This is a genomic window from Xanthomonas axonopodis pv. maculifoliigardeniae (assembly GCF_041519315.1).
Taxonomy (GTDB): domain Bacteria; phylum Pseudomonadota; class Gammaproteobacteria; order Xanthomonadales; family Xanthomonadaceae; genus Xanthomonas; species Xanthomonas euvesicatoria.
Genome location: NZ_CP167998.1, coordinates 3,575,228 through 3,589,120, shown reverse-complemented (window position 1 = coordinate 3,589,120; position 13,893 = coordinate 3,575,228). Strand labels below are relative to the sequence as shown.

General features: G+C 62.0%; 12 protein-coding genes. 8 read left to right on the top strand and 4 right to left on the bottom strand.

The window, feature by feature from the left end; translation table 11 throughout:
• Nucleotides 1-2: 2 nt before the first annotated feature.
• Complete coding sequence (locus tag ACDH77_RS15405; RefSeq protein WP_057685777.1) at nt 3-1,259, bottom strand: type II secretion system F family protein; 1,257 nt, start codon at nt 1,257-1,259, stop codon at nt 3-5.
• A 326-nt stretch (nt 1,260-1,585) separates the two neighbouring features.
• Here ACDH77_RS15405 and ACDH77_RS15400 point away from each other — a divergent pair, with 326 nt between their 5' ends.
• The 3 genes from ACDH77_RS15400 to pilB all read left to right on the top strand — a co-directional run bounded on the left by ACDH77_RS15400 (nt 1,586) and on the right by pilB (nt 4,338).
• Nucleotides 1,586-2,026: a pilin gene (locus ACDH77_RS15400; protein ID WP_078590287.1), complete on the top strand. Its 441-nt coding sequence runs from the start codon at nt 1,586-1,588 to the stop codon at nt 2,024-2,026.
• Nucleotides 2,027-2,103: 77 nt separating this feature from the next.
• Nucleotides 2,104-2,538, top strand: coding sequence for a pilin (locus ACDH77_RS15395; protein WP_078590286.1), 435 nt, complete (start codon nt 2,104-2,106; stop codon nt 2,536-2,538).
• A gap of 63 nt (nt 2,539-2,601) precedes the next feature.
• Nucleotides 2,602-4,338: a type IV-A pilus assembly ATPase PilB gene (pilB, locus tag ACDH77_RS15390; RefSeq protein WP_022558667.1), complete on the top strand. Its 1,737-nt coding sequence runs from the start codon at nt 2,602-2,604 to the stop codon at nt 4,336-4,338.
• Between the two features lie 214 nt (nt 4,339-4,552).
• Here pilB and ACDH77_RS15385 read toward each other — a convergent pair whose 3' ends face one another.
• Both ACDH77_RS15385 and ACDH77_RS15380 read right to left on the bottom strand, forming a co-directional pair.
• Nucleotides 4,553-6,007, bottom strand: a complete 1,455-nt coding sequence (locus tag ACDH77_RS15385; RefSeq protein WP_218488478.1) for a sigma-54 dependent transcriptional regulator — start codon at nt 6,005-6,007, stop codon at nt 4,553-4,555.
• A gap of 267 nt (nt 6,008-6,274) precedes the next feature.
• A complete protein-coding gene (locus ACDH77_RS15380; RefSeq protein WP_057681814.1) occupies nt 6,275-7,888 on the bottom strand; it encodes a PAS domain-containing sensor histidine kinase in 1,614 nt (537 codons plus the stop codon).
• A 231-nt stretch (nt 7,889-8,119) separates the two neighbouring features.
• On the opposite strand from ACDH77_RS15380, the gene sucC reads away from it, so the two are divergent.
• The 5 genes from sucC to ACDH77_RS15355 all read left to right on the top strand — a co-directional run bounded on the left by sucC (nt 8,120) and on the right by ACDH77_RS15355 (nt 12,665).
• Nucleotides 8,120-9,289, top strand: coding sequence for an ADP-forming succinate--CoA ligase subunit beta (gene sucC / locus ACDH77_RS15375; RefSeq protein ID WP_007965356.1), 1,170 nt, complete (start codon nt 8,120-8,122; stop codon nt 9,287-9,289).
• Nucleotides 9,290-9,313: 24 nt separating this feature from the next.
• Nucleotides 9,314-10,189, top strand: coding sequence for a succinate--CoA ligase subunit alpha (gene sucD / locus ACDH77_RS15370; protein ID WP_029820064.1), 876 nt, complete (start codon nt 9,314-9,316; stop codon nt 10,187-10,189).
• A 170-nt stretch (nt 10,190-10,359) separates the two neighbouring features.
• A complete protein-coding gene (locus ACDH77_RS15365) occupies nt 10,360-10,704 on the top strand; it encodes a ribbon-helix-helix domain-containing protein (protein ID WP_008577787.1) in 345 nt (114 codons plus the stop codon).
• Nucleotides 10,705-10,707: 3 nt separating this feature from the next.
• A complete protein-coding gene (locus ACDH77_RS15360) occupies nt 10,708-11,010 on the top strand; it encodes a type II toxin-antitoxin system RelE/ParE family toxin (RefSeq protein ID WP_008577789.1) in 303 nt (100 codons plus the stop codon).
• Complete coding sequence (locus tag ACDH77_RS15355) at nt 11,010-12,665, top strand: NAD+ synthase (protein ID WP_031423861.1); 1,656 nt, start codon at nt 11,010-11,012, stop codon at nt 12,663-12,665. The genes ACDH77_RS15360 and ACDH77_RS15355 overlap by 1 nt, the downstream gene beginning before the upstream one ends.
• Before the next feature lie 18 nt (nt 12,666-12,683).
• Here the strand turns inward: ACDH77_RS15355 and ACDH77_RS15350 are convergent, their stop codons facing one another.
• Nucleotides 12,684-13,661, bottom strand: a complete 978-nt coding sequence (locus ACDH77_RS15350; RefSeq protein ID WP_219930962.1) for a hypothetical protein — start codon at nt 13,659-13,661, stop codon at nt 12,684-12,686.
• Nucleotides 13,662-13,893 lie beyond the last annotated feature (232 nt).

Below are 13,893 nucleotides of genomic sequence, written 5' to 3'. Positions count from 1 at the left end.
CTTTATACCACCGAGCCAAGTTTGAAAATTGGGAGATACATGCCGATCACCATACCGCCAACAATTGTACCGATGAATACCATGATCAACGGCTCCAACAGGCTGCTCAGCGCGTCCACGGCGTTATTCACTTCCTGCTCAAAATACTCGGCTACTTTAAATAGCATGGCATCAAGAGCGCCCGCTTCCTCGCCAATGGATGTCATTTGAACCACCATATGAGGAAACAGGTTTACTTGCTTCATAGCCATGTTCACGGGGTATCCCACAGAGACGTCGTCGCGCATCCGCAGTACAGCTTCCTCATAGACCTTGTTGCCAGTCGCGCCGGCAACAATGCTTAGGGCTTCTACAAGGGGTACGCCAGCTTTAAATGTGACCGCCGTGGTTCGGGCAAATCGAGCAATGGAGCTGTTGTGCATAATCTGCCCGATCACTGGAAACTTCAAGACAAGCCTGTCCATTCCATGGCGCATGCGCGGCGAGCGTTTGTAGGCAAAGATGAAACCGGCTATCGCTGCGACACTCGCTAGTAGCATGAACCACCAATAAGACACCATGAAACGAGATGCTGCTACAATCATTTGCGTAAAAGCGGGAAGCTCTGCTCCAAATCCCTTGAATACATCTTCAAATTGAGGGACCACGAAAACTAGGAGGATGCCGCTGACAATAATTGCGACGGCCATTACCATGGCGGGATAAAACAGGGCTTTTTTGATTTTGCCTTTAAGGGCTTCGATATTTTCTTTATAGTTCGCAACTGTATCTAGAACAGTTTCCAATACGCCAGCGCCTTCGCCCGCGCGAACCAGGTTTCGATACAAGTCGTCAAACTGGACTGGATGTCGAGAAATAGCTTCGTAAAGTGAAGAGCCTCCTTCGATATCAGCTCGAATCTGACCAACCATCTTTTTCATGCGAGGGTTTTTGTGCCCCTCACCGATAATCTCAAGTGCGCCAACGATGGGGACTCCGGACTTCATCATCGTTGCCATCTGACGGCTGAAGAATGCGATGTCCTTTGGCGAAATTTTTTTGCCCGCAGCGCCGAAAAGTGGTTTTGGTTTAGTCTTTACAACTGTGGGCGTGATTCCCTGACGACGAAGCTCTGCGCGCAGCATGTTTGCATTGCGGGCCTGCTGCTCCCCTTTCATCTTGACGCCACGCTTGTCTGTGCCTTCCCAGACAAACGGGATCATTTCACTGACGTTTCGGTCTACCGGTTGCTTCTTGATGCTGCTGCGAGCGACTGACATATGCGTTCCCCACGACCATCCCCAGGCCGGTACAAGTCAATGGTAGCCTGTTTGCAGGAGTTCGGCATGCTCTGTGGCGGGTCGACTGCGGACCTTGCTCAGGGCGATAAGTGACCCTTAGCGTCACTTGCGTGAGCTCTTCCCAATTCTGTCATCGTGCGCTTCCACGTAGACCCCGTCTCTGCAAACATAGCTACAGGCCGCACCTATGACGCCGCGACTTGGCACAAAACGTGCTTGCAGCTACAGGCGGTCGCTGTAGATGCGCTTTTACAGGCAACTCCGGTTGTTAACTGAATCATTCAACTCTCTAGGGGATGTAGAAAATGAAGAAGCAAAACGGTTTTACTTTGATCGAACTCATGATCGTGGTCGCGATCATTGCGATCCTGGCTGCCATTGCTCTGCCGGCTTATCAGGACTACCTCGCGCGTTCGCAGGTCTCTGAAGGTCTGTCGCTGGCGTCGGGTGCAAAGACCGCCGTTGCTGAGACCTATGCCAATACTGGTGCATTCCCGGCCAACAACGCAGCTGCTGGTCTTGAGGCTGCTGCAAACATCAAAGGTAAGTACATCACCTCGGTGACCGTTAGCTCTGGCGGCGTCATCACTGCGCTGTTTAATAACTCCAATGCAAAGCTGAGTGGTAAGAACCTTGTCCTGACTCCGACGGACAACAACGGCTCGATCAGCTGGGGTTGCAGCAATGGCACCACCATCGATCAGAAGTATCTGCCTACCTCTTGCCGTACTGCGGCTACCCCGTAATAGGGCTGGCTTTAAAAAGCCCCGGCTTGCCGGGGCTTTTTTGATTCAATCGTAGGCTAAGGCCTTTAGGGGGCAAAGTGAAAGCACGTGGATTCACTTTGATTGAGTTGATGATTGTAGTTGCGATCATTGCAATTCTTGCTGCAATTGCATTGCCCGCGTATCAGGATTACCTGGTGAGAGCCCAGGTGGCAGAAGGGTTAAGTCTTGCCTCGGGTGCAAAGGTGGCAGTAGAGGAGTTTCACTGGGCTCAAAGCGTCTCTCCGACATCAAACGCTCAGGCTGGATTGGGTAACGCCGATAGCATTAAAGGTCGATATGTTTCGTCCGTTACGGTTGGCGCGGATGGCGTCATAACTGTCGCGTTCGCTACTAACGGCGCGAACGAGTCTATTCGAGGGTCGCAGTTGCAGCTGGTGCCTGACTGGTCTGGCGCAGGCTCGACAGTGTGGAGATGTGATGGAGCCGGCACGACGCTTCAGGCAAAATATCTACCGAAAGCTTGCAGGTGACGTAGTACACCGGAATATGCTGCGGTTGATTTTATCCGCGCCGTTCAGAAGTTGGGGGTAAGCATGAGCGTTTTATCGACCGCAAATCTCGTTGGAATCACCGGAATTGCCCGCAGGCTGGTGCAGGATGGCGCATTGGAGGAAAGCGCGGCTCGAAGCGCGATGGATCAGGCTGCTCTTGCGAAAGTTCCACTGCCTCAGTGGTTCTCGGAGAAAAAGCTTGTTGCTGCCTCGCAGCTGGCGGCGGCCAATGCAGTCGAGTTCGGCATGCCACTACTGGACGTATCGGCATTCGACGCCAGCCAGAACGCAGTAAAGCTCGTCAGTGAAGAGTTGCTCCAGAAGCACCAGGTGCTGCCGCTGTTCAAGCGCGGCAACCGGTTGTTCGTGGGGGTGAGCAACCCGACCCAGACCCGTGCGCTGGACGACATCAAGTTCCATACGAACCTGGTGGTCGAGGCGATCCTCGTCGACGAAGATCAGATCCGCCGGACGCTCGAGCAGTGGCAGGCCAGCAATGCGTCGTTGGGTTCTTCGCTTGGCAACGACGACGAGGAAATGGGGGATCTGGACGTCTCGGCCGGCGACGAGGACATGGGCGCCGGCGGGGATTCCGGGGTCGATGCCAAGGGCGACGACACGCCGGTGGTGAAGTTCGTCAACAAGGTGCTGGTGGATGCGATCAGGCGGGGAGCCTCGGACATCCATTTCGAGCCCTATGAAGACGATTACCGGGTGCGGTTGCGGATCGATGGGCTGCTCAAGAATGTGGCCAAGGCGCCGGTGAAGCTGAACCAGCGCATCGCGGCCCGCCTGAAAGTGATGTCGCAGCTAGATATCGCGGAGAAGCGGGTGCCGCAGGACGGGCGCATCAAGCTCAACCTGTCCAAGACCAAGCAGATCGACTTTCGTGTCAGCACCTTGCCGACCCTGTTCGGTGAAAAGGTGGTGCTGCGTATCCTGGACGGCAGCGCGGCCAAGCTGGGCATCGACAAGCTGGGCTATGAGGCGGACCAGCAGAAGCTGTTCCTGGAGGCGATCCACAAGCCGTACGGGATGGTGCTGGTGACCGGGCCGACCGGCTCGGGCAAGACGGTGTCTTTGTACACGGCGCTGGGCATCCTCAACGACGAGACACGCAATATCTCCACCGCGGAGGACCCGGTTGAAATCCGCTTGCCTGGCGTCAATCAGGTGCAGCAGAACAACAAGCGTGGCATGACCTTTGCCGCAGCGTTGCGCTCGTTCCTACGCCAGGACCCAGACATCATCATGGTCGGCGAAATCCGTGACCTGGAGACGGCCGAGATTGCGATCAAGGCGGCGCAGACCGGTCACATGGTGTTGTCGACGTTGCACACCAACGATGCGCCGCAGACCATCGCACGCTTGATGAACATGGGCATCGCGCCCTACAACATTACCTCGTCGGTGACCTTGGTGATCGCGCAGCGTCTGGCGCGGCGGTTGTGCAACAACTGCAAGCGCAAGTCGACGCTGCCTGACAACGCCTTGCTGGCCGAAGGATTCACGCCCGCACAGCTTGCTGCCGGGATCGAGCTGTATGAGGCGGTCGGTTGCGACGAGTGCACCGAAGGCTACAAGGGGCGTACCGGTATCTACCAGGTCATGCCGATGACCGACGAGATCGGCGCGATCGTGCTGGAGGGCGGCAATGCGATGCAGATTGCCGAGGCCGCGCAGGCGATCGGTATCCGCGATTTGCGGCAGTCGGCCTTGATGAAGGCTGCCCACGGGGTGACCAGCCTGGCCGAGATCAATCGGGTGACCAAGGACTAAGGGCTGGGAATCGGGAATCGGGATTGGGGAATCGAAAAGCCTGGGAACTCTACGTCCCAGGCCTTTTTGTTTGGACAGCTGGGCCAATGATTACAGCGGGCCACCGCAAGATGATGCGTGAGCCAATCCATAGCGGCGTCTCCCGCGAGAACCATCGCAGCCGGCGACTGCGCTTTTACGATTCCCGATTCCCGATTCCCGATTTCCGGCTCTTCTACTCCATCCCCAGCTTCTTCAACTTGTAACGCAGCGCGCGAAACGTGATGCCCAGCTGCGCCGCAGTCTTGGTCTTGTTCCAGCGGTTTTCTTCCAGCGCCTTCTGGATCGCGGCGCGCTCCAGTTGCTCGATGTAGGACGGCAGCGCGGCTGAGGCCGGGTCGATGTCCACGACGGCTTCGCGCGGCTCGGCCGCGGCACCTCCGTTGGGGACAGCCAGACGGTGGCCGCCGTGAGCGGGCAGGCGCAGGTCGGTGGCGCTGATCTGGTCGTCTTCGGCCAGGGCCAGGGCGCGTTCGAGGATGTTTTCCAGTTCGCGCACGTTGCCTGGGAAGCCGTAGTGATTCAATGCGTCGAGCGCCGACTGGGTCAGCAGCGGAATGGGGCGGCCATGGCTGTGCGCCAGGCGCGCGATGATGGCAGCGGCCAGCTGCGGCAGGTCGCCACCGCGTTCGCGCAGCGGCGGCACACGCAACTCGATTACGTTGATGCGGTAGTACAAGTCATGCCGAAAGCGGCCGTCGGAGACCAGGTCGCCCAGGTCCTTATGGGTGGCCGAGAGGATGCGCACATCCACCAGCGATTCGCTGGATGCGCCGACCGGTCGCACCGACTTTTCCTGGATGGCGCGCAGCAGCTTGACCTGCATCTGCAACGGTAATTCGGCCACTTCGTCCAGGAACAAGGTGCCGCCGTGCGCGGCCTGGAACAGGCCGGGCTTGTCGGCATGCGCGCCGGTGAAGCTGCCCTTCTTGTGGCCGAAGAATTCGCTTTCCATCAATTCGGCGGGAATGGCGCCGCAGTTGACCGGCACGAACGGGCCGGCGGCGCGTGCGCCTTGTTCGTGGATGGTGCGTGCGACCAGTTCCTTGCCCACGCCGGATTCGCCGACGATGTAGACCGGCGCCTGGCTGCGCGCGACCTTGCCGATGGTGGCGCGCAGGCTTTCCATGGCACTGGAGTCCCCGAGCAGGCGGCTGGCCTGTTCCGGTGGCGGCGGTGGCGGAGCGGGACGGTCGCGATTGTTCAATTCCAGCGCGTGCTTGACCAGGCCGCGCAGCACGCCGATGTCGACCGGCTTGCTGACGAAATCGAAGGCGCCGGCTTTCAGCGCTTCCACGGCCAGGTCCATGCTGCCGAAGGCGGTGATCATCGCCACCGGTGTCTGCGGGTAGTGTTTTGCGATTTCGGTGACCAGTTCGATGCCGTTGCCGTCCGGCAACCGCATGTCGGTCAGGCACAGATCGTAGGGGTTGTTGGCCAGCAACTCGCGCGCCTCGGCCAGGTTCGCCGCGGTGCTGATGCGCAAGCCCATGCGGCCCAGGGTGAGAACAAGCAACTCGCGGATATCACGCTCGTCATCGACAACCAGGGCGCTTTTGGGTTCGTTCATGGGACGCACGATAGCCCAGCGTGATGATGGTCGACAATTGTCGAGCAGGTGGCGGCCCACCGATTCACCTGCTGCGCGGGTGCATCACTGCGGCATTCAGCGCGTTTGCAAGGCGCCGATGCCAGTCGGCGATGTGGGGCTATCGATGGGCTGCGTTGCCAAACGCGTCTGCCTCCGACAGCCTTGCTGGCGTAAGCCCACACGCCCCGCAGCCAGGCACAGCGTTGGGTTTGTGTCTTCGCCAGTTGCAACGTTCTGCTATCGAACAAGTGCCGCGCTGCGCGATATCGCCACATCAGGCATCCCGCTCAGCCGATAGCCGAGCACTCACTTGCCGAGCAATCCGTTGGGTCCTTGCAACGAAATCCGGAAGCACGCACCGCCGCCGGGGACCGCGACATAGTCCAGTTGCGCCTGGTTGGCGCGGCAGAGTTCCTGGGCGATGTACAGCCCCAGGCCGGTGCCGTGCTCGGAGGTGGTGTAGAACGGGCGGAACAGTTGCGCCGCCACGGCCTCCGGGATGCCTGGGCCGCGGTCGATCACATCGATCACTGCCTTGCGCTCGAGGCGCTCGACGTGCAGCTTGACCCGCGCCGGTTCGTCCATCACCCGGCCGTACTTGAGTGCGTTGTGCACCAGCGCGGTGAGGATCTGATGCAGGTGCTTGGGGTCGACCAACGCATGCACGGAGCTCCCCTGGATGCTGGCCTCCAGGATGTCGGTTTCCATCGACAAGGTCTGGCGATATTCGACCACGAAGCGGCGCACGAATGCGGCCAGGTCTAGGTTGTCCGGGGTGGCGCGTTCCCGGCGCGCCAGTGCGAGCACGCTTTCGACGATGCCGTTGGTGCGCTGACATTGCTGGTGGATGATCTGCAGCAGGCGGCGGTCGGCATCGCCGATGTCCGGCGATTCTTCCAGCAACTGCGAGGCGTAGCTGATGGCGGCCAGCGGGTTGCGGATCTCGTGCGCCAGGCTGGCCGAGAAGCGCCCCATGGCCGACAGGGTCAGCGACTCGGCACGGCGCGACACCACCGTGGCATCGTCCAGAAACACCAGCACCAGATCGCTGTCGGCGAGCAGGCGCACGAAGCGCGGCTGCACCTCCGGGCGGTCGGCGCCGAGTTGCAGCGGGGCTTCTTCCTGGCGCCAGCCGCTACGCCAGCGCTGCAGCCGGCGCGCCAGCTCCGGGGTGAGCGCCACCAGCGACAGGTCGGTGGACGGGGTGCGTTGGTCGCCATCGCCCAGCAAGCTCAGCGCCGCTTCGTTGGCCAACGAGATGTGGTTGTGGGTATCCACCACCAGCACGCCGGTGCGCATGCGCCGGATGATCAGCTCGTTGATCTCGTACAGATTGGCGACCTGGGCGCCGCGTTCTTCGGCCAGCATCTGGTTGCGACGGGCGCGGGCGGCGATTTGTTCGCAGATGAAGGCCACCGCGACGTAGCTGGTGGCAAACATCGCAAGCTCGGCCACCGGACGAGTGGCGCCGCCGCCTTCGAGCAGGGTCCACAGGTATTCCAGCAGGATGGCGGCGCTGGCGAGCACCGCGATGCTCATGCCGTAGCGCAGCCGCAACAGGATCGAGGCGGCCGCCACGTTGAACAGCAGCATCATCGCAATCCCGGCGCTGGCACCGGGCAGGGCGTGCGTGGCCAGGGTGGCTGCAAGGATGTCGGCCACTACCGCGCACAGCACGGTGGGGGTGAGGCGGCGTTCGCCGCGGCCCCAGAACAGCAGCGGGATCGCCATGCACAGGTAGCCGATCGCCACGCCGGCGGCCAGGCGCGGGTAGCGCGGATCGGGAATGGCGTCGGACAAGGGGCTGAACACCAGCGCGGCGATCAGGCCGGCCACCAGCACCCGGTACAACGAGAAAAAGTACAGCTCGCGCTGCGGCGCGGACTGGATCCGGGCGATGAGCGATGCGATGGATGCCAAGCCGATTCCCCGCTGGAGCGAGCCGCGAGTATAGGCAGGTGCGCGGCCTGCGCAGCGCTTGCGCACAGAGTCGGCCTGCGCGCAAGCGCTGCGATCGGGCGGCCAATCCCGGGCAATTTTGCGCCGCACGGCGTGGTCGGCCACAATAGGCGGCCCGTTCGCGTCCCATGACGTGCCGCCCCGGCGGTCTGCGTTGCACGCAGCGGTCGTTTCCTTTTCCCACGGTGACGCATGAATTTCCACGAATACCAGTCAAAACAGCTGCTTGCCGAGTACGGCATCCCCGTTCCGGCCGGCAAGGTCGCGGCGACCCCGGACGAAGCGGTTGAAGTCGCCAATTCCCTGGGCAATGGCCCCTGGATGGTGAAGGCGCAGATCCACGCGGGCGGCCGCGGTAAGGCTGGCGGCGTCAAGTTCTGCAAGACCACCGACGACGTGAAGGCCGCAGCCGCCAAGATGCTCGGCACCAAGATGTCCACCTACCAGACCGCCGGCGTCGAGCTGCCGATCAACCTGGTGCTGGTCACCACGGCCGGTGAGATCGTCAAGGAGCTGTACCTGTCGATCCTGGTCGACCGCGGCACCAAGACCATCACCTATATCGCCTCTTCCGAAGGCGGCGTGGAGATCGAGCAGGTGGCTGCCGAGACGCCGGAGCTGATCCACGCGCTCAACGTCGATTTCGTCGAAGGCGTGCAGGGCTACCATGGCCGCGATTTCGGCTTCAAGCTCGGCCTCAACGCCAAGCAGGCCGGCCAGTTCGCCAGCATCATGGTGAACCTGTATCGCCTGTTCAACGAAAAGGACCTGGCGCTGGTTGAAATCAACCCGCTGGCGATCCTGGACGACGGCAACCTGTACGCGCTGGACGGCAAGTTCGACAGCGACGACAACGCCGCGTTCCGTCAGAAGCAGCTGGTCGCCATGCGCGACAAGACGCAGGAAGACGAGACCGAAGTGACCGCGTCGGAGTTGGACATCAACTACGTCACCATGGACGGCAACATCGGTTGCATGGTCAACGGCGCAGGCCTGGCCATGGCCACCATGGACGTGATCAAGCTCAATGGCGGTGAGCCGGCGAACTTCCTGGACGTGGGTGGCGGTGCGAACAAGCAGCGCGTCATCGAAGCGTTCAAGCTGATCCTGTCCTCGGACAAGGTCGAAGGCATCTTCGTCAACATCTTCGGCGGCATCGTCCGCTGCGACATGATCGCCGAAGGCATCATCGCCGCGGTCAAGGAAGTGGGCGTCAAGGTTCCGGTCGTGGTGCGCCTGGAAGGCACCAACGTGGAAGAAGGCAAGCAGCTGCTGCGCGATAGCGGCATGGCCATCATCCCGGCCGACAACATCAACGACGGCGCCAAGAAAGTCGTTGAAGCTGTCAAGAACGCCGCCTGATCCACGACACCGAAGGAACTATCCATGTCCGTTTTGATTAACAAGAACACCAAGGTGATCGTGCAGGGCTTTACCGGCCAGCAGGGCACCTTCCACGCCACTCAGATGGTCGAGTACGGCACCCAGGTCGTCGGCGGCGTGACGCCCGGCAAGGGCGGCACCACCCACATCAATCTGCCGGTGTTCAACACCGTCGCCGATGCGGTCCAGGCCACCGGCGCCGATGCGTCGGTGATCTACGTGCCGCCGCCGTACGCGGCCGATGCGATTCTGGAAGCGGCTGCGGCCGGCATCAAGGTCATCGTCTGCATCACCGAGGGCATCCCGGTGCTGGACATGCTGCGCGTCAAGAACGTGCTGACCCGTTCGCATCCGGACACCGTGCTGATCGGGCCGAACTGCCCCGGCGTGATCACCCCGGGCGAGTGCAAGATCGGCATCATGCCAGGCCACATCCACAAGCCGGGCAAGATCGGCATCGTGTCGCGTTCGGGCACGCTGACCTATGAAGCGGTCAAGCAGACCACCGAAGTGGGCCTGGGCCAGAGCACCTGCATCGGCATCGGTGGCGACCCGATCAACGGCCTGAACTTCGTCGACTGCCTCAAGCTGTTCAACGAAGACCCGCAGACCGAAGGCATCATCATGGTGGGTGAAATCGGTGGCGACGCCGAGGAAGCCGGTGCCGAGTACATCAAGAACCACGTCAAGAAGCCGGTGGTCGGCTTCATCGCCGGTGCCTCCGCGCCGGCCGGCAAGCGCATGGGCCATGCCGGTGCGATCGCGTCCGGTGGCAAGGGCACGGCCGAAGGCAAGTTCGCGGCGATGGAAGCCGCCGGCGTCAAGACCGTCCGCTCGCCGGGCGATCTGGGTGCGGCGATTGCGGCGCTGGTGAAGTAAGTCTTACCAGTGTGGTGTCGCAGAAAGCCGCCTTCGGGCGGCTTTCTGCGTTTACGGGGATACCTGATGCAGATGGCAGGGATTGCGCACTGCACGACGCACGCTGGGCCGACTGTTCGGCTCCATGCCTATGTCGATGCTAAAGCCCTGAATTGCACAAGGAGCGCATCATGCAAAGTGTGTCACAAGTGTGCTACTTTGGGTCCGCCATTCGGTCCCCCGAGGTTGCCATGTCCACGACCACCATCCGTCTGCCCGACGAACTGAAAGCGCGTGTCGCCAGGGCGGCGAAAGATGCCGGAACCACGGCGCACGGCTTTATCGTCGACGCCATCGCGGAAAAAATCGATGCATACGAGCGCCGCACGGCATTTCATGCCGAGGCGCAGCAACGCTGGGCTGCCATCCAGGAGGGCGCCAACACGCTGTCCTGGGCGGATGTACGCCAGTACATGCAGCAACTTGCCGATGGAGACGACCCCGCGCCACCGGTGGCCAGCGCCGTCGAGCGCTGACAGGTGACCAGGATCGTGCTTGCCGCGCGCGTTGCCGACGATGCACGCCGTCTGGTCGCCTATCTGCTGGAACACGATGCAGCCAATGTGCAGCGAAAACTCGCAGGTGTCTTCCAGGCTATCGATGCATTAGCGGACAATCCACTGATAGGGCGCGCGGTGCAGGGCGGATTCCGCGAACTGGTCATCGGTCGCGATGCCAGCGGCTATCTTGCGCTCTATCGTTACGCACCGTTGGACGACACCGTGTACGTGCTGGCGATCCGTTCGCAGCGCGAAGCGGGTTACCTTGAAAGCCTGTTTTGATGGAGTCAGCAGTGACAGCACACACCCTCCGCATCGCCATGGCCCAGTTCGACTTCCCGGTCGGCGGCGTGACGCAGAATACCGATCGCATCATCGAGTACATCGCAGCGGCGCGCGACGAGTTCGAAGCCGACATCGTGCTGTTTCCCGAATTGGCGATCAGCGGATATCCACCGGAAGACCTGCTGTTACGACCGGGATTCCTCGCTCATTGCGAACAGGCGCTGGCGCGGATTGCGGCGGCCACGCGCGGCATCGTGGCAGTGGTCGGCTGGCCGCAAAGCGCCGGCAGCGTGGTCTACAACGCCGCCAGCGTGTTGCGCGACGGGCGGATCGAAGCCACCTACCGCAAGCGCGAATTGCCCAACTATGCGGTGTTCGACGAGCGTCGTTATTTCGACGTGGATCCGGATGGCGAGAACTGCGTGGTCACGGTCAAGGGCGTGCAGGTGGGCGTGGTGATCTGCGAAGACCTCTGGTTCGCCGAGCCCTTGGCCAACACGGTACGGGCGGGCGCGGAGTTGGTGCTGGTGCCCAATGCCTCGCCGTACGAGCGTGGCAAGCATGCCCAACGCGATGCATTGCTGGCCGAACGCACCCGCGAGAGCGGGGCAGCGATTGCCTATCTCAACGTCGTGGGCGGGCAGGATGCACTGGTGTTCGATGGCGCCTCGGTGGTGGCCGATGGCGACGGCACCGTGCATCCCGCCGCTGCAGCCTTCGTGGACCAGTGGCTGGTGGTGGACTATGCGGCCGGCGAGCGCAGCTTCACTCCGGTGGTGTGGGTGGATGACGGCGACGAAAGCATGGATGCGCTGGCCTGGCGTGCGGTGGTGCGCGGGCTGCAGGACTATTGCCGCAAGAACGGCTTCAGCAAGGTCTGGCTTGGCTTGTCCGGCGGCATCGACTCGGCACTGGTGTTGGCGATGGCGGTGGATGCGCTGGGCGGCGACAACGTGACCGCCGTGCGCCTGCCGTCGCGCTACACCGCCACCCTGTCCAACGACCTGGCCGACGAGCAATGCCGCGCGCTGGGCGTGAAGCTGGAGACCATCGCGATCGAACCGGCTTTCGAAGGCCTGCTCGGCGCGCTGGGGCCTATGTTCGAAGGCACCCAGCCGGACATCACCGAAGAAAACCTGCAGTCGCGCAGCCGTGGCGTGATCTTGATGGCGCTGTCGAACAAGTTCGGCGGGCTGGTGCTGACCACCGGTAACAAGAGCGAATACGCAGTGGGTTACGCCACCATCTATGGCGACATGTGCGGTGGCTATGCGCCGCTCAAGGACCTGTACAAGACGGAGGTGTTCGGCCTGGCGAAATGGCGCAACACCGTCGGCGGCGCGCCGGTGATTCCGCCGGCGGTGATCTCGCGCCCGCCGTCGGCAGAGCTGCGCGCCAACCAGACCGACCAGGATTCGCTGCCGCCGTACGATGTGCTCGACGGCATCCTGTATCGCTACGTCGACCAGGAGCAGTCGCGCGACGACATCGTTGCGGCCGGCTACGCGGCCGATACCGTCGAGCATGTGCTGCGTCTGGTGCGGCTCAACGAGTGGAAGCGCCATCAGTCCGCGCCCGGGCCCAAGGTGTCGCGGCGTGCATTCGGTCGCGAACGGCGCTATCCGATCACCAACGGGTATCGCGGGCAGTAATCCGGACGGCTGATCCGGTCACTCGGCTGACGCAGTGGCTGCCGCTGCGCTGGCTGACGGCTGGGCGAACCGCGTGAGCAGATCCAGGGGCGGTTTTGGTCGGGCCAGTTCGTACATCAGGCCAAAGTGGCCTTCAGGCCCCTGGATGGTGGCCTGGTCCAGTAATTCGTAGACATTCACCTCGGCCACCACGTCGGCGTAGTTGTCACGCACGTTGCGCAACAGCTGCGCCAGGCTGTCGTAACAGCCCCGATCACCTGCGGTGCCGCCAGTGGTGCTGCCTGTATAGATCTCCGCACAGTTCAGCTCGTTGAAGAACACCGGGGTGTTGTAGGTACGCGCGGCAGTGCGCAGCTGGCCCAGATACAGGTCCGTCCAATAGCCGGCATCCTGGTAGAACGCGTAGTAGTGGAAGCTGATGTGGTCGAAGTTGAAGCCGGCCGCCTTGGCTTTTGCCAAAAACCACAGCGAGCCGTTGCGATCGCCCGGGCAACGCGCGTTGGCGCTGCGATCGTCGCTATTGCAGGCGGTGATGTTGATGGTGAAGCGCAAACCTGCGCCCAGTTCGTCGGAAGCCTGGCGCATGCCCAGGTACATCGTGGTCATTGCGGCGATGCGGGTATCGGCTTCGGCGCGGACCAGATCCTGTTCGTTGCCGATTTCCCAGACCTTGATGTCTGCGGCATAGCGGCGTGCCAGCTGGTAGCCGATCTCGCGCGACATCGGGTAGACCATCGGGCGCAGGGTGATGCCGTACTTGCGCGCCAAGGGGACGAGCGCATCCAGCGTGGCGTAATCGCGCGGATCGATATCGAACCGGTAGCTGCGCAGGTTGCGCGCTGCCAGCAGTTTGAAGCGTGCCTCGGCCTGGGTCATGGCGTAGCCGGGACGGCTGTCGTGCGCGTTGACGCCGTAGACGATGGGGGCCGCGGTGGCGCTGGCGGTCAGGGCCGCCAGCGAGAGCATGAGCAGCAACGCGATGGTGGCACGAGACATGCGGCTTCCTTGGCTGGCGCTCGAAGGAGTCGGAGCTGGTTCGGGATGAGTATAGACAGCAGACCCAAGGGCATTGGGTGACCTGGTGCCGGTTCCAGGATGCGCGCACCGGCTCCGGCCATGCGTCTGCGCGCGTGGGAACCAATTGCTCGGTGGGCGCATCAGCGGCGGCAATCGCCGCCGATCGTCGTCGGTGCAGCACTTGCCGTCCTGCCGTCATCGTCGCGGCAAC